The following is a 16,390-nucleotide window of genomic DNA, read 5'->3' as shown; positions in this document are numbered from 1 at the left end:
ATGTTATTCACGGTTAAGGATATAAGTGCTATTATCTGCCCCTTCAAGCAAGGGGACAGGTGATTGACTGGCAAACAGATACAGTTCATGCATGGCTCTTGTACACGCAGTATAAAAAAGCTTGCGTTCGCCTTCATCTCCATAGGCTGAAGCGTCGTAGATAATGACGGCATCAAATTCAATTCCCTTCGCCAAATAAGCGGGGATAATGCTGATTCCTTTTTCGTAGGCGATTGTCCCCTTTTGAATCAGTCGTGCATCCAAACCGGGTTCAATGGATTCAAATGCCTGCCGGCTTTCAGCCTCCGTGCGGCAGATGACTGCGATTGTTTTATGTCCTGCCAGTTTTAATTCCTTCACAGCTTTATTGATTGCAATTGACAGGGAGTCCTGGTTCCCCAGAATGCTGACAACGGGTCTATCTCCATTGCGGTTGAAAGGCTCAATCCTGTCCCCTCCTTGTATTAACTGCCTGGTAAACTCAACAATTTGTCTTGTAGAACGATACGTCCGTGAAAGCAGGATGGTTTCTTTATCCTGAAATCCCAGCGCATCTTCCGCAAGGACTGTTTCAGAGCCAGTAGGTCCGGAATAGACCGCCTGGTTCAGGTCTCCCAAAAGTGTCATCCTGCTGTAGGGGAAAAGCTGGCGAATAAAGGCAAATTGAAAGGGCGTATAATCCTGTGCTTCATCAATAAAGACATGGCGTATGCCTGTGCTGGATTTGCGACCCTCGATCAAATCCTGAAGGTAAAGGAAAGGGGTGGCATCCTCATAGAAAAGTTTGCGCTCCTGAATCACCCGGACTGTTAATTGGCTGATATCAGTCCAGGTATCATGAAGCTGTGGTTCCTGTGGCGGAACTAAAAACAGCTGCATGTAAATAGCATTCAAATCAATGAATTTCAATCCCTTAACTGCATTAAAAACCGGTTTGAACCGTTTGGTGACCAGCATTCTTGACAGCACTTTTTTCTCCCGGTCAAAGTCATCGAAGCTGTTTTCAGTGAACTCCTTCTTATCCTGAAGCTCTTTAAATGCATCAAGATACTCATCCTTATCAAGGAACTGGATTTCCTCTTCCACCCATTCAGCCTTCTGTTCCTGTTTTACTTTCCGCTTTAGCTCTTTCCGAAGCCAATCCTTCATAATCTGGATGCGATTTGGAATGGAATAAGAGCGATCGAGAGAGTAAAAATAATCATGGAGCACTTCCTTGCTGAAAAGTATTCTTTTCCGGAACTTGATATCCTTGAAAATAAGTCCTTCCACAGAGAGCCTTTTCGCATAGGAATCAATCAGTTCTTTGAAGTCCAGCCCTGATTTATAGCGAATGCTTTTTATACGAGCAGGATAGTCCGGATCCTCCCTTTTGGCAAGTAAATACTCCATCTGGCTAAAAATATCTTCCAGATCAAACCTTTTTCCTATACGGGAGTGAAGATATTCCTGAAAAGTTGCCTGCTGCATATTCTCTTCCCCAAGCTCAGGCAGGACTGTTGCTACATAGCTATTGAACATTGGATTAGGTGAAAACAGCATGATATTTTCGGACTTAATAATATTTCGGTACCGGTAGAGCAGATAAGCGATTCGTTGCATGGCCGCAGAAGTCTTTCCGCTCCCGGCAACACCCTTAACGATTAAAAGTTTGCTTTGTTCATTCCGGATGATTTGGTTCTGCTCCTTTTGGATAGTGGCAACAATGCTTTTCATCTGGGTATCCGCATTATTGCCCAGAACCTCCTGCAGCATTTCATCCCCAATTGTAACTCCTGTATCAAACATGGATTTAATCGTGGCTTCCCTGATGACGAACTGCCTCTTTAAATCCATTACCCCGGTGACCTTCTCAAGGCTGGTTTCGTATTGTGCTGGACCAGGCGCAAAATCGTAATATAGACTGGAAATGGGTGCTCTCCAATCATAAATGAGAAATTCTTCGTCCTTCTCATCCATAAATGAAGCAATTCCAATGTAGATCGTTTCGGATGCCGCTTCCCCTTCCTCTGTGAAATCAATCCGGCCAAAATAAGGAGAATTCTTCAGTCTTCCGAGCGTTTTCAGCTGCTTGTCAATTTGGGAATGACTTCTTTCCCTTTCGGATAAAAGCTCTGCCTGCTGCTTAATGCTCGTATAAGTCTCTGCAAGATCATCAGGCTCATCAAAGTTCACCGTCACATCTTCCCAGAAGGTTTTGCGGATATCAAGAGCCTCAGTACCAATTTTCCCTGCATGCTTCTCTAGATGCTGAGCCTTCTTGCTAATTTCCGAAGTAATCCAATCCACTCGATTTTGTTCCATTTGCAGCTCTTTTTCATTGCTCATCAAATCACTCCTTAAAAAATCAACAGATTACTTGACATCCCGCCAATATTTGTGTTAATGTTATTATAGGTTATTAATATTAAAATCGCTTTTATGTATAAAAAACAATATAAATCACTTTATCACACCTCCCCATTCTGTTCAAGGTGTTTTTTTTATGCCTAAATATCCAATAGACAATCAAAATTATGCGGTATTCCTCAAACAATGGATTAATATTACATAAAGAATCATGCAGAACACAAACGGTCCTGCATGATTGATGTTTCACCTAGTTAGAGCATGCTCGACTTTAATGCAGCGGTCCATAATGACAGTATAGCCTTTTTCTTTAAGAAAATCGTAAGCCTCCTGATTTTCAAGCCCCAGCTGAGCCCAGAAAACATCAGCATCAATTTCGGCGAACTCTTTTGCAACTTCAGGAAGATATTCTGATCGGCGGAAAACATTGACGATGTCCACATGGCCGTCGATTTCCTTCAAAGAATTAACCGCTTTAACACCTAAGATTTCATCGGCCCCCGGATTAACAGGGATAATTTCATACCCGGCATTCTGCATAGCTTTGGAAACCATGTGGGAAGTCCGCTCTGGATTTTCACTCAGTCCAACTACTGCAATTCGCTTAGATTTTTTTAGAATTTTGCCGATCTCATCACGGCTTGGATAGGTCATTGACATCTTCATCACACTCCCTAAGAGTATTTACTTCTTAATATTAACGTACAAGACGCGAGAAATGTACTGAAGAGCTTTACGCCATTTACTTTATTAAGGAGTTACTCTAGTAGGTAGTAAACCGAAGCATTTTTTGCAGCCAGTAAATGATATATTTTGCAGGTGTCAAGGCATCTTCATTTTCTTCATACTCAAGTGTATAATTTCCGCCTTGGTTTTCCCAGATTCGCTTAAAATAGGAATTGACCTCCTGGATGCCTTTTGTGTCAGAAGGCCCCCAATACTTCAGGTCTGTTTCCGGATTGTAGTCATCGAGATTCCTCCTGGTATAGTTTGCAGAGCCACCAATAACCAATCCTTCCTGTTTTCTGTCAAAGTAAATCATTTTGGGATGATATTGCTCCTCGCTAACATTATACCATTTGATCTCGATATTCTTGTTCCCCAGCCTTTGAAGTTCAGCTGCCACCGGGACATTGGGAAGACCTGCCTTTTGATTGCCAAACGCATTCTTGTTGGGATCGAGAATGATACGGACTTTTACGCCTCGGTCTGCTGCAGAATCAATATGATCAATGATTTTCCGGTCTGCCAGATAAAACATTCCAATCCAGACGGTATCTCCTTTTTTTGATGAGTCCAGCTCCATCGCAATATGTTTGCGGATTTTACCCTCTGTCAGGACCTGGGCTTTCATGGCACCCCTTTCCTTCCGCTCTGATATTTCGGGAAGCTTGACGCCGCCTGAAAAATCAGCTACTGCCTGTTCTGTCTTTAGGAGGTCTCCAATCACATTGCCTCCTGCTTCAATAGCAATGTTCGAATTGAGTCCGCTCGCATCATGTGGATTTGCAGATGCCACAATCGCAGTTTTATCTGTTATAAACACTTTCCGGTGGTTGGCCTTTAAATTCAATAACTCCAAATAGGAACGGAGGGTAACGTCCGGTGCCTTCTTTGCCATGGGATTTGGCAGCCATCCATTCCCCGTTTCACCGAACCACTGAAAAAACGTGCGCCATATTCCTGAATACAGCGGATTAGAATCCCGAAGCGGCTTTAGATCTGTAAAGATTACTTTAACTCCATGATCTCTTAATTTTTGCATATGGTGAGACGGATGGGCTCCATACGTCAGGTTGATTTCGTCTGTTATAAGGTAAATATCAAGATTCTTCTCTTGTTTTAATTCCAGCAATTTGTTTGTCAGCTTTTCACTGATATTTGGCAAATTCCCTTTCCCCATGTCATACCCATTAAACAAGAACATATCCAGCACAATAAATTCTTCTGCTTCTCCAGCTGCTTCCAGCATTCTTTTAAATATTTGCTGTTCTGTTTTTTTCTTGCCTTCCAGATCTTTGTAAGTTAAATCATATAGAAAAGATATATTACCCAGCTGATGGATCTCACCCTCGTATGAAAGTCCCGCAGGAAGGGGTTTAAACGAGTGATAGGCAATTATACTTCCAATGATAAAAACAAGCAGCAGCGGGAGCCAGAATCTCTTTCTCTTTAATTGTAGTCTCCTCAGTTTCAAGTCCATGACCTCTCTATCTGTTTCTTACTCTTTAGACACTGAGCAGTTTACCTAAACATATCGGATATAATAAATCAGGAATATGCCCTGTTTTGAACTATTAGGATTTCATCTATTCACGAATTTCAACATGGAGTTTTGTTGATAACGTGGTACAATATCGTTACGGTAATTTATATAAAGGAGAATTTTGATGGCAGTAAACGTTCTTATACTTTTATTAGCTTATTTACTGGGTTCCATTCCCTCCGGCCTGATTGTGGGCAAGCTATTTTACAAGACCGACATCCGGGAACATGGGAGCGGCAACCTTGGCGGGACGAACACCTTCCGGACTCTTGGAGTTAAGGCAGGTGTGGCTGTGACACTCGCGGACATTTTAAAAGGAACGCTGGCCGCAAGCCTTCCATTGCTTCTGGGTTCTGAATTGCATATGCTGCTGGCAGGCATCTTCGCGGTAATTGGACATATGTATCCTGTATTTGCCGGGTTCAGGGGCGGCAAGGCGGTGGCAACTTCGGGAGGTATCCTGCTCGCCTATGCGCCTTTATTGTTCTTATTCATCCTTGTTTTCTTTTTAGTGAGCCTCTACATAACAAAGATGGTATCTTTGTCTTCCATGCTCACATCGGCAGCAACTTTTATCTTGTCTCTCTTCACCAGAGATGTACCACTGATTATTGTTGTTACCTTGCTGGCCGCTTTTGTCATATATCGTCACCGGGCCAATATCCGGAGAATACGTAATAAAACAGAGCCAAAAGTAAAATGGTTCGATAAGAAAAAATAACTTCAAATTCCCATCGGATTAGCGATCCGGTGGGTTTTTCCAGTTTAAATCTCGGGAATATTATCAAAACCACCCCTCTTCATTCGACAAAAGTCATATTTCCTTTAAGTTTGCATATTTATTTACAAGTATCAGCATGGACTGACAGAAATAACATATCCAAAAAAGAAGGATGACTACTATGATAAACCGATTTTCATCATCTGGCTGCTCCCTTACTCCCTGCTATGACAACCCCTCTGCAATAACGCATTATACTTTCGAGGCTGTTTGCGGAAAGTACCGTGATAATACCAGCTATGTAAAAGCAGCGGGGCTAGCGCATGAATTGAAAAATCCGCTTACAACTGTAAAGGGCTTCATCCAGTTGTTAGAACCTGAACTGATCAAAATGGGAAAACAGCAGCAGGCAGAAATATTGATTGAAGAGATCGACCGTGCCACCCAGCTAATCAATACATTTTTAGATGTTCATAAGCCCAATGCCTCCAAGAAACCTTTCCCGCTTCACAAAATCGTAAAAAACATCCCTGCGATTTTTGAGGGGGAGGCAAAGATCCGGGGCATTGCCCTGACCGAAACTTGTGAACAGGAAGACATTATGGTTGCAGGGCATTCAGATCAGATCAAACAGGTACTGATCAACTTGATAAAAAACGCACTGGATGCCATTGAAGCTTCCGGCCCACGGAATAACGGACTTGTACACTTGAGGATGTATCGAAATCAGGCAGAAGCGTTCATTTCCGTTGAGGACAATGGTCCCGGGATCCACGTGCAACAACTCAATGCATTATTCCTCCCCTTTTATACAACGAAACAGTCTGGAACGGGTATAGGGCTCACAATCTGCAAAAACATTATTGAGGATCATGGCGGAAGGATTGGAGTGGAAAGCACTCCCGGCAAAGGGACAACATTCACTTTGTCCCTGCCATTACACACAAAAGAAAGTTAACAAAAAAGAAGAGGCATTAGGTCCTCTTCTTCTTCATACCCTCAGCAATTGGAATCTTCCCGAGCCGAGGACATCCTGTACATAATCCAGTTTTGTCCGGTCAAAATAAACAAAATCCTGTTCATGGATCAAGATGGAGATTTCATCAAACTCAAATTGACGGTCATCTGTTATTGGCTGCTCTTCCAGAGACAGCTGAAGCTTTGGACCCCCTCAGCCAATTCCCATAGAAAGACGGACCAACAGCTTTTCCTTGTCTCCCTGCTCCCGGTCTACTGCCTCTTTTAATTTTTGATAAGCACTCCCAGTAATATTGAACATGTGAATCACCTCCGCGTTTTATTCCCCTCTCCTGCCACAAATACACCTTTTTTGGTGAAAATATGACAAATAACGGAACTTTTTCGCTAAAATATCACACAACTCATCATCCATATTATATTATCCTTATAACAGGCAAAATAAATATGCTCAAGTTTTAGCTAAGGGAGATCATAATGAATAAAAAACATGGTATGCTGGCCGCTTTTGGGGCAGCTGTATTCGTATCTGCGACAACCTTCTGGGGCTTTCCGCACCAGGAAGACAAAAAGGCACAGCCCTATACTGTAGAGGCTGCCCACACCCAGCGAAATATTTCTGTTGAAGGAAAAATCATTAAAGAAAAAGTGACAATCGCAGCAATCGGCGATATTTTAATCCATGACCGAGTGTACGAAGATGCAAAAACAAAAACAGGCTATGATTTCAAGCCAATGCTTGCTTCCGTCAAAGACAAGCTTGTGGAGCCCGACCTCCTGCTGGCGAACCAGGAAACGGTGCTGGGCGGCACAGAAATTGGTCTTTCAAGCTACCCGTCGTTCAACAGCCCCATTGAAGTGGGAGATGCTATTATTGATGCCGGTGTCGACATTGTTTCCACTGCAAATAATCATACACTGGACCGCGGCGAAAAAGCCATCCAGAGTGCTATAGGCTATATGACGAAAGCCGGCCTTCCCTATGTAGGCTCTTTTAAGAACCCCGATGACAAGGACAGGCTTCGGATTTTAAATAAAAACGGTGTAGATATTGCCTATTTATCTTATACCTACGGAACGAATGGAATCCCGGTTCCTGAAGGGAAGGATTACCTGGTAAACTTAATTGACAAAGAAGCGATGAAAGAGGAAATTCACCGTGCCAATAAACAGGCAGATGTCGTAGTGATGAGCATCCATTGGGGAAATGAATATCAGCGTTTTCCTGATGATATCCAGAAAGAGCTCGCCCGCTTCCTCGTAAATGAAGGGGTAGACGTCGTTTTCGGCCACCACCCCCATGTCCTCCAGCCAATGGAATGGATAACCGCCGGGGACGGCCGTCAAGGGTTGGTCGTCTATTCATTAGGGAACTTTCTGTCTGGCCAGATATGGGATTACAAGGATATTGGCGGCATGGTATCAGTGGATGTAATCAAGAAGGTTGGGCCGGCTGGGACCACTGTGCAGCTGGAAGACCCTCAATTTTTCCCTACCTATGTCTCAAGCAGCAAGGAGCGAAATTACCGGGTCGTTCCCCTTGAGGAAGCAGGAAGCCACGGACTTGATAATGCTGAGAAAAAATATCAGGAAATCATGTCGCATATGACTGGCAACCTAAACTAGGAAACGATAAATGGTACAAACAAATTCACCTCCAGCAGAATATTCGACAGTCCTTTAAATCAATCTTATAATAAAGTGGTAATGCAACATGAAGGGAGTTCGGCTATGCAATTAAAAATTAGCGACGAGGCTGCAGCATGGTATCAATCAGAAATGGAGCTCACTGAGGGAAGTTCCATCCGATTTTTTGTCCGATACGGTGGCTGCAGTACAGTACAAAAAGGCTTTTCGTTAGGGGTTTCAAGAGAAGAAGCCGAAGCCGAAATTGGCGTACAGACCAATAAAAAAGGAATTACTTTCTACATCCTCGAAAAAGATCTTTGGTATTTTGATGGCCATGATTTGGTAGTTGAATACAATGACACCTTTGGAGAACCTGAATTCAGCTATAACTGATTAAAAAGGCAGGCGCCAAGTAATAGGCGCCCGCCTTTTTGGCAACTCTTTTTTTTTATGGTATTTTCCCCCCGATTATATGGAATAGTAAAATAAAAAGGGAATTTTATGATTGGACTTATCCTGGCCATAATCCTGTTTAATTTTATTGCTTTTAAAACAAATAGGCGGCATACGCAAAACTCCATACTCCACATATGGCTGTTCACCATTGCCTTCCAGCTGATTTTCGATACCATGATTGAATTTAAATATCATGGTTACTGGTATTTTGACAAAGAGGTAGACTGGCTCGGCCTTCTCGCCCACACCCTTCTGATACCGCCCGTCAATATGATATTTTTAAACTGGTATCCACTCCAGGGCAGACTGAGAAGCCGAATCCTCTATACACTAATTTGGGTGGCCGCCATCATGGGCTATGAATTATTGACCCTGCTCCCTGAGCCATGGGGATACTTCCATTATGGCTGGTGGAATCTATGGTACGCTGCCATCCTGGACCCTTTTCTATTCTACATTCTGATCAAGTTTTACCGTTGGATTCGCTCCCTTGAAGAAAGGATTTAAAAAAATGATAACAAAAAAGCAGACAACAACGGTCTGCTTTCTTATCTTTATCGTAGATAGGTCACCAGATTAAATGGTCCATTCCTTCTTCTTTTAAAATTTTATCCCGTCTTTCACCAAACAGGTCGAAATGCGGCAGCGCCTTCTTTCGTCTGTCTATCCATTCCGGCTGCAGTCCATATTTTCCTCCCCACTCAATCAGTTTAGGGAGGTCACTGCAGCCTACCTTTGTAACAGTCTTGCAGCCCGGGAAACGGTCATCAAGCCAATAATGCGTAATAAAGGCGATTTCCCCACGGGCCACAGCCTCCTTCCAGCTGACCAGCTCTCGCCTGTTTATCCCGAATGCCACTGTAACATCAACCCTTTGCGCTTTGTGGCTGTGCTTTGGCGCTCATGTAGGCAGCATGCCAATCCGGATAAGACCTTTTAATGGATATCGGCCGGAAAGAGTCTTTTTTAACACAAACATGGCGGGAGCTCCCTGTGAGGGCAAGCTCTCCTGAACCATTGAATATTTCATATCCATAGACAACCCGCAAGCCGTCATATTCGTCTATCCAGGTTTTAACTACCGCTTTTTCCCCGTAACGGACAGGATGTTTATAGGAGGCCTGGATATCAATTACCGGAGATATCACTCCCTCCTTTTCCATCGATGCATAATTAAATCCTAGATCCTCGATTAACTGTGTGCGCCCAAGCTCCATCCAAACAAGATAGTTGGAATGATAGACGACTCCCATCTGGTCCGTTTCTGCGTATCGAACTTCAATCTCTTTGATGGATATATGCATTATGATTCCCCTTTTTTTATTTTCTCCAGTGCTCTTTCAAAATCTGAATCCTCCAGGCTTACAGCTTCATCAGTAAAATCAGTAAGAGGAGCTTCATCCATCAGCCTGAATGCTTGAGCCTGAATGGCTTCATCAATCAGATTTGCGGCAAGCCTGCCGTTCCCGCCGATTACATCAACTTTTAAAGCCTTGTGGATAAACGACTTTCCGGCATCCGTAAGCCTATACTCATATTTAGAAGCGTAGCCTTCCATAATTTCCAGCAATTCTTCCACAGTGTAGTCAGGGAAGTGAAAGAACTTTTTAAATCTAGAGCGCAGGCCGGGATTACTTTCAAGAAGCTCATTCATTTCCTGGGGGTAACCTGCCAGAATGACCACCAGATTCTCATTGTGCCGGGTCATTTCATCCACAAGTGTATCAATTACTTCTTTGCCAAAGTCTCCATTTCCCTGGCTCAACAGAGAGTAGGCTTCATCAATAAACAGGACGCCGCCGAGAGCTTCCCTTATCTTCTTTTTAGTTTTAATGGCAGTCTGGCCAACATACCCTGCAACAAAGTCCGCACGGCTTCCGATGATTAAATGCCCTCGTTTTAGGATCCCGCATTCCTTAAGGAGCTCAGCATAGATTTGAGCGACAGTTGTTTTCCCGGTTCCAGGGTTCCCTGTGAATACGGAATGAAGCTGGATTGGCACAGCAGGCAGCCCTTTATGCACTCTGAACTGCTGCATCTGGACGAATGAAATGAGTGACTTCACTTCATTTTTTACATTCTCCAATCCGATTAGCTGTTCCAGTTTATCCTTCGCATTCTTTTCCTTCCGCTCCTCGTCGAGCTCAAAATCCTCTTTGTCCAGCAGCGAATACTGGAAAATATCAGATTCTCCTCCAGTTTGGGCTCCTTTTTTAAAAATAGCATCAAGGATGATATTCCGGACGGTACGGGCATTCCCAAACGTATCGTCCACTCGTTCACGTTCGATGCGGCGAAGCAGCTCCATCCTGGCGTCCTTGGAAAGGAGATAATCGTTATCGCTGGCAGCCTGTTCCCCTATCTTCAGGAGCTCCTCATCGGAGTAGTCTGGAAGCTGGATGAGATTTGATTGAGGAAAACGGCTTCGCAGGCCTGGATTCGCATCAAGGAACTGCCTCATTTCCTCTGGATATCCTGCAAGGATTACTGCAAACCGATCACCATATTCATGTCCCGTCATCAGGGACACCAATGTATCGATTGCTGTCTGTCCATAATCATTCCCTGTTTGTCCCTCTCTTTTTAGACTGTAGGCTTCATCAATGAACAGCACTCCGCCAATCGCCTTCTCAACAACCTTCCGGACATTTTCTTCCGTCTGACCTACATAAGCACCGACAAGCTGTGACCGGTCTGCTTCTATTACTTCTGCCCTGGGCAGCACGCCAAGGCGGTAATAAATTTTGGCCAGAAGCCTTGCAAGTGTTGTTTTGCCTGTACCGGGGTTCCCGGTTAAGATCATGTTCAGGCTAAGTTCATCCCTGGTCTGAAAACCAAGCTCCTTCCGTTTCTTCTGATACTTTAGGAACCTGTAAAAGTCATTGACACGGTCCTTCACCGTTTCCAGTCCCACCATTCCTTTTAAGTCTTCAAGGGGATCGGTTTCTTCCGAAGTGCGGGACTTTTCATCAATAAACTGTTTTTCCCAATCCTTCTTCAATTCTTCCAGTTTTTTGATTTTAGCCTTCATTTCCTCATAGTGCACGGAGGTATGGAAAACGCCGATAATGGACTGCTCATACCCTTCCGAGGCTTTAAGCAGGGCGGACGTTTCCTCGATGGCTTCTGAAAGGATGACACTTAGCGACTGATACCGCTCTTTGAAGCCATTTTCTTTATGTAATTGAGTTCTAAGCTGTTCAAGGCCAGCTTCTGCATGGTCGAGAAATTGACGGCAGATGAGTACGAATTGTTCCGCTGTGTTCTTTTTTGCTGCGCGATTATCTGTTTCCCGCAGGGGCGGAAAGGTCAGCTCATCAAAAAGATCACTCATTCCCTTCCATTTATGAGCGGATAAATAGTGTTTTGCCTTCTCGTTTCGGGGATCTAATTCAAGCGATTTTTCCATCCAATTAAGGACGAGTGCATCATGTCCGATTGTCCGGGACCTTGAAATGGCTGCCATAGCAAGCAAATCCGCTTTTATTTGCCATTCCTCACCTGCCAGAGTTTTTATAAAAGATAAAAGGGCCCCTTCATCCTGTATGCGCCCATTGTTGTCCAGTTCCTGCTCCCAGTTTCTAATTTGTTCCCGTGGATTTGGTATTTTTCGTTGCTGTTCCATTCATTATCACTCTTTTTTTTATAAGTTATCCTTCGTATCTTACCATATTTCCTTAAAAACAGGAAAAAGACCCGCCTATAAGGCAGGTCTACAATGAATCCTTATTGATTTTTACGTGAAAAGGCAGCTTCATCCTTGATTTCCGCGCGGTATCCCTCGATGCTTTCACGGCGGCGCTCATTTTTGGCTTCTATATTTGCGCGTTCCTCTGGAGTCGAGAATTCCATTGTAGCTTCAGCTTCTTCCATATTCTCAATGGTATTCTGGATCATGGATTGCAGTTTTTCAACATTATCGCTTCTGTCATCCGGTTTTGGCTTATTGTAGGCCATTTCTTCTACCCCCTTTAATATGATCGTTTATTAGTTTGTGTCTGCTGTCAGTAAAATATCTTAGGAAATCAGTGTAAATTCCGAAATAGTTTTTTGAATGACCGAAAAAAATAAAACCCGCCTGAATGGCGGGCGGTATCTTTACTCCCCTTTAGTCTGAATGACCTGGGCATGTTTACCTGAAGTGTCCTGCATTTTTTTTCCATTATTGCCGCCAAATCCTCTTGGCTGCGTTCCAATATGATCAGGAACAAAGTATTTACTTTTGCGATTCGGATTTCCCATGATGATCCCCTCCTCTATTCAAAGTCTTTCCTGTTCAGAGAAGATTCATTAATGGTAAAGAATGCTTTTTATTCAGCCTTGCCCAGCCGCTTAAGCTCAAGTTTCGCTTCAAGCTTTTCCATCGCATCACGATCATTTAAGATTTGCAATTTATTTTCTAGAACCAGTTCTTCAAAAGAACGTTTTCTTGGTTTTCTCATATTGTTCACCATCCCTTAGCATTATTCTAACAATAATTATGCCCAATATGCGTTTTAATTATTACAACTTTTTGAAAATTTAATTCATTTTTATCTTTTTATAAGTACGTTATTTCTTTTCGATAGGTGTCTTTACCTAAAAGTAAAAAAAAGACAATCGTATGGATTGTCTTAGGGTGTGTTAATAAATTCCTGCATTTGTTCTGCATTCATGGCACCAATTTGTTTTTTAATGATATTCCCGTTTTCGTCCACTAAGAATGTGGTGGGGATTGAAATAATTCCATACTGTTCGTTGATAGTGCCAGACTTGTCCAGAAGGATCGGAAATGTTAGCTCCATCTTCTTCACGTAGCTCTTAACATTATTTTCAGGATCAATGTTAATGGCCAGGAATTCAATTTTGTCCATGTTCCGTTCGTAAAGATCCTGCATGACTGGCATCTCCGCTTTGCAGGGCGGACACCAGGTTGCCCAAAAATTAATCAGAACTTTTTTTCCTTTATACTGAGATAGCTGAATAGTTTCATTCTGGAGATTTTTCAATGAAAATTCCGGAGCCTGGATACCTGCAGCTTTCGCACTTGGGAAAGCTCCCATGTTCCATTTTTGTGTCATCCCGGGTGTTGCTGCAAATATTAAGGCCGTAAAGACTATGATTAGCAATAAACCTCTTTTCACCTTATATACTTCCTCCGTTATCTTTGTTAGGTATAACTTACCCTAAACGACAAGAAAAAATAAGGTTTGAAGAAACCAATAGGCAGTAATGTAGGTGACTGCTGCATACAGAATGGCTCTGCCTGCATCTTTTTGCAGCCATCTCTTCTTCTTGTATTGGTAAAAAAAGTACATCCCCCCTGCAGCCAGTCCTGCAAGCCCTTCCTTTACACCCCCATTCAGAGACAGAGCTCCAAGGAGATGAACCTGCAGCAGATCAGGGTGAAATACTAATATACTTCCTTTATAAAAAATAATGAAAAGCAGGACACTATTGATTAAAACATCAAAAAACTGCTTTTGAAAAACCTGATCTTTGGCGGTTACCCTTTTTAAGATAGCATAAACAGCAATCCCGGCCCCTAACGCAAATAGTACATTGTACTTTATGATCAGGGGGCCCAATTTCAAGGCATCCATCTAAACAACTCCCCCAAAAAATTACTTCCATGCTAATGCCTTATTTTCATTTTTTCTCTTACTAGCTTGAGGAAATTTTTCGCCGGACCTGAAATAAAATGATGCTCCAGCCAAATCATTCCGAGTGAGGAAACAAGCGTTGATTCAGAAACTTTGCAAGAATAAAGGCTTTTATTGCCATGAACATCCATCACCGACTGAGGGACAATTGTGGCCCCCATTCCTGCTGTAACCATTTCCATTAGGATCTTCATATCCGAGCATTCACCAATCCTGGTAGGCTGAACCTGTTCTTTTGAAAAAGCATCTAATATGAGGTTATAGATGCCCAAGCCTTCGGTACTCGGCATAATGAGAGGGACATTAGTCAAATCCTTTAGGGAAATATTATGAACAGGCTCTGTGCTGATAAATACAAAAGACTCGCTGAAAAGATGGTGGTAGGCCAAACCTTGATGCTCCAGAGGCAATCGAACGAAAGCCAGCTCCACAACCCTGTTTTTTACCAGTTCAGTCAAATGAAAAGAATCATTTTGAACAATTTTTAATGCGACCTTTGGATATTTTTGATGAAAAGCCTCCAGGATTTCCGTGAAACCTGGGACAGACAGGGTATTAATCCCAACTGAGAGTGTTCCTTTTGTTCCCTCCTCCGTCTCCTTTAGTTCGTTTTTGATTTCTTCCATTTCATTAATTAAGGTCAAAGCGTGCTTATAGAGAACCAGCCCCTTGTCCGTTAAGTCAAACCTTTTGCCGTTCCTTTCGATAAGACGCACACCGAGCTCTTCTTCCAGCTGCTTTAATTGGATACTGAGCGGCGGCTGTGACATATGCAGCCTATTGGCAGCGGCAGTGATATTTTTTTCCTCGGCTATAGCAACGAAATACGATAATTGTTTGATATCCATAATAATCTCCTGGTATTTAAAAAATATATAGTTTTAATATAAATTATATATTTTTCATATAGAACTGTCCATGCTATGATGAAAAAGTTCGTTTTGAATCGTATTAGTTTATTGAAAGGTGATTATATTATGGAACGGTTTTTTAAGCTTACTCATCATGAAACAACATTAGGGAAAGAAGTTTCTGCAGGCCTTATTTCGTATATTACGGTCGTGTATATCATTATTGTTAATGCTACTATTCTTGCAGTAGCAGGGATTCCAATGGAAGCAGGCATTATCGCTACAATCCTGACCAGCTTTTTCGGGTGCCTGATCACCGGACTTTGGAGCAATACCCCCATCCTTTTAATTCCGGGAATGGGACTGAATGCAATGTTTACCTACACGATTGTCCAGTCTGGCGGATTTTCCTGGCAGGAGGCACTCGCAATGGTTTTCCTAGCTGGAGTATTTTTCATTCTGATTGCCTTTACCCCATTGGCAAAAACAATTACATCATCCATCCCTGATTCTTTAAAAGAAGCCATAACAGTCGGTATTGGAATTCTGTTGATATTAATAGGATTTGATAACAGCGGAATTATTACCAATTCAGACCATACTCTTCTTGCCATAGGCAATTTGGGGAGCCCAGAAGCCATCATTACGTTGGCCGGATTAGTCATAACGTTTGTTCTGTTTATGAAAAATGTGCCTGGGAATCTCCTTTTAAGCATCATGATAACTTCTATTCTGTCCTTCCTGTTTGGAAGCTCCGAATTTACTTCCTTGTCTTTCAAGGCTCCATCCTTTGATGAATACATCGGTGTATTTGGACAGCTTTCCTGGGCTCAGGCTGGAAATATTGTTTTCTGGCTCACTTCCGTATCTTTGGCGATGGTACTTGTGTTTGAAAACATTGGCCTGATCCATGGCCATACTAAATTGATCAATCGGCCAGAAAGCAGCAAAACGGCACTACAGGCGACAGCTGTTTCTGTCTTAAGTTCAGGAGTATTTGGAACCAGCCCGACTGTAGCTTCTGTGGAAAGCGCAGCAGGTATAACAGCGGGTGGAAGGACAGGTTTAACCAGTATAGTGACAGGCTTCTTGTTTTTAGCTTCATTGTTGCTGATCCCGCTCATAAAAATCGTGCCGGCGAGCGCTGTTTCTCCAGTATTAATTTTAATTGGAGTCCTCATGCTTCAAAATATCGTTAACATACCGATTGATGATTTGACGGAGAGCGCCCCTGCCCTCCTGATCATTGTCCTGATCCCGCTCACATACAGTATTGCCGACGGGATGGCGATAGGCTTTATTCTTTACCCCTTGATCAAACTGCTTATGGGGAAAGGAAAAGAAATACATCCTGCACTCTACATGATTGCATTTCTATTTATTAGTAACTTTGTCCTGCAATATGCCTTTTAATAAAATGACCTCCAATGCAATGGCATTGGAGGTCATTTTATATTAATTTTTCAAGTAAGGCTGTTAGGTGATAACTAAGATCTGA

18 protein-coding genes are annotated in these 16,390 nt (G+C 42.8%); 6 read left to right on the top strand and 12 right to left on the bottom strand.

Features of this window, described 5'->3' with window-relative positions:
- Positions 1–3 precede the first annotated feature (3 nt).
- The 3 genes from helD to EV146_RS07215 all read right to left on the bottom strand — a co-directional run bounded on the left by helD (position 4) and on the right by EV146_RS07215 (position 4,546).
- Positions 4–2,328: an RNA polymerase recycling motor HelD gene (gene helD, locus EV146_RS07225; protein ID WP_132003972.1), complete on the bottom strand. Its 2,325-nt coding sequence runs from the start codon at positions 2,326–2,328 to the stop codon at positions 4–6.
- Between the two features lie 267 nt (positions 2,329–2,595).
- On the bottom strand, positions 2,596–3,009 hold the full coding sequence (locus tag EV146_RS07220) for a CoA-binding protein (protein WP_132003969.1): 414 nt from the start codon (positions 3,007–3,009) through the stop codon (positions 2,596–2,598).
- A 103-nt stretch (positions 3,010–3,112) separates the two neighbouring features.
- Complete coding sequence (locus tag EV146_RS07215; RefSeq protein WP_309136122.1) at positions 3,113–4,546, bottom strand: phospholipase D family protein; 1,434 nt, start codon at positions 4,544–4,546, stop codon at positions 3,113–3,115.
- Positions 4,547–4,739: 193 nt separating this feature from the next.
- Between EV146_RS07215 and plsY the strand changes: the two genes are divergently transcribed.
- The 5 genes from plsY to EV146_RS07190 all read left to right on the top strand — a co-directional run bounded on the left by plsY (position 4,740) and on the right by EV146_RS07190 (position 8,906).
- Positions 4,740–5,336, top strand: a complete 597-nt coding sequence (gene plsY / locus EV146_RS07210) for a glycerol-3-phosphate 1-O-acyltransferase PlsY (protein ID WP_132003963.1) — start codon at positions 4,740–4,742, stop codon at positions 5,334–5,336.
- A 181-nt stretch (positions 5,337–5,517) separates the two neighbouring features.
- The gene (locus tag EV146_RS07205; protein ID WP_158287033.1) at positions 5,518–6,294 is read left to right on the top strand and encodes a two-component system sensor histidine kinase NtrB; all 777 of its coding nucleotides are present in this window, start codon (positions 5,518–5,520) and stop codon (positions 6,292–6,294) included.
- A 497-nt stretch (positions 6,295–6,791) separates the two neighbouring features.
- The gene (locus EV146_RS07200; protein ID WP_132003957.1) at positions 6,792–7,940 is read left to right on the top strand and encodes a CapA family protein; all 1,149 of its coding nucleotides are present in this window, start codon (positions 6,792–6,794) and stop codon (positions 7,938–7,940) included.
- Between the two features lie 105 nt (positions 7,941–8,045).
- Complete coding sequence (locus EV146_RS07195; protein ID WP_132003954.1) at positions 8,046–8,336, top strand: HesB/YadR/YfhF family protein; 291 nt, start codon at positions 8,046–8,048, stop codon at positions 8,334–8,336.
- 108 nt (positions 8,337–8,444) lie between these two features.
- Positions 8,445–8,906 carry a hypothetical protein gene (locus tag EV146_RS07190; RefSeq protein ID WP_132003951.1) on the top strand — a complete coding sequence of 154 codons (462 nt, stop codon included), beginning with the start codon at positions 8,445–8,447 and terminating at the stop codon, positions 8,904–8,906.
- A gap of 61 nt (positions 8,907–8,967) precedes the next feature.
- Here EV146_RS07190 and EV146_RS07185 read toward each other — a convergent pair whose 3' ends face one another.
- From EV146_RS07185 to EV146_RS07145, 9 genes are all read right to left on the bottom strand, one after another.
- A complete protein-coding gene (locus EV146_RS07185; RefSeq protein WP_132003948.1) occupies positions 8,968–9,258 on the bottom strand; it encodes a hypothetical protein in 291 nt (96 codons plus the stop codon).
- 7 nt (positions 9,259–9,265) lie between these two features.
- Positions 9,266–9,703, bottom strand: a complete 438-nt coding sequence (locus EV146_RS07180; protein WP_132003945.1) for an acyl-CoA thioesterase — start codon at positions 9,701–9,703, stop codon at positions 9,266–9,268.
- Positions 9,703–12,024 carry an AAA family ATPase gene (locus EV146_RS07175; RefSeq protein ID WP_132003942.1) on the bottom strand — a complete coding sequence of 774 codons (2,322 nt, stop codon included), beginning with the start codon at positions 12,022–12,024 and terminating at the stop codon, positions 9,703–9,705. Before EV146_RS07175 ends, EV146_RS07180 begins: the two co-directional genes overlap by 1 nt.
- A gap of 101 nt (positions 12,025–12,125) precedes the next feature.
- Positions 12,126–12,356 (bottom strand): small acid-soluble spore protein Tlp, encoded by a 231-nt coding sequence (tlp, locus tag EV146_RS07170; RefSeq protein ID WP_121612971.1) that lies wholly within the window; start codon positions 12,354–12,356, stop codon positions 12,126–12,128.
- A gap of 141 nt (positions 12,357–12,497) precedes the next feature.
- Positions 12,498–12,641: an acid-soluble spore protein N gene (locus EV146_RS07165; RefSeq protein WP_121612972.1), complete on the bottom strand. Its 144-nt coding sequence runs from the start codon at positions 12,639–12,641 to the stop codon at positions 12,498–12,500.
- Between the two features lie 68 nt (positions 12,642–12,709).
- Entirely contained in the window at positions 12,710–12,841 is a 132-nt protein-coding gene (locus tag EV146_RS07160) for an FbpB family small basic protein (protein WP_121612973.1), read from the bottom strand.
- Between the two features lie 171 nt (positions 12,842–13,012).
- Positions 13,013–13,522 (bottom strand): redoxin domain-containing protein, encoded by a 510-nt coding sequence (locus EV146_RS07155; protein WP_132003937.1) that lies wholly within the window; start codon positions 13,520–13,522, stop codon positions 13,013–13,015.
- A gap of 42 nt (positions 13,523–13,564) precedes the next feature.
- Entirely contained in the window at positions 13,565–13,981 is a 417-nt protein-coding gene (locus EV146_RS07150) for a hypothetical protein (RefSeq protein ID WP_132003934.1), read from the bottom strand.
- 32 nt (positions 13,982–14,013) lie between these two features.
- Positions 14,014–14,889 (bottom strand): LysR family transcriptional regulator, encoded by an 876-nt coding sequence (locus EV146_RS07145; protein WP_132003931.1) that lies wholly within the window; start codon positions 14,887–14,889, stop codon positions 14,014–14,016.
- Between the two features lie 129 nt (positions 14,890–15,018).
- Between EV146_RS07145 and EV146_RS07140 the strand changes: the two genes are divergently transcribed.
- Positions 15,019–16,305, top strand: coding sequence for an NCS2 family permease (locus tag EV146_RS07140; protein WP_132003928.1), 1,287 nt, complete (start codon positions 15,019–15,021; stop codon positions 16,303–16,305).
- Positions 16,306–16,390 lie beyond the last annotated feature (85 nt).

This window comes from Mesobacillus foraminis, from assembly GCF_004340465.1.
In the GTDB taxonomy this organism is placed as follows: domain Bacteria; phylum Bacillota; class Bacilli; order Bacillales; family Cytobacillaceae; genus Mesobacillus_B; species Mesobacillus_B foraminis.
The sequence above is the reverse complement of the archived record's forward strand: the minus strand, read 5'-3'. Positions and strand labels throughout refer to the sequence as shown.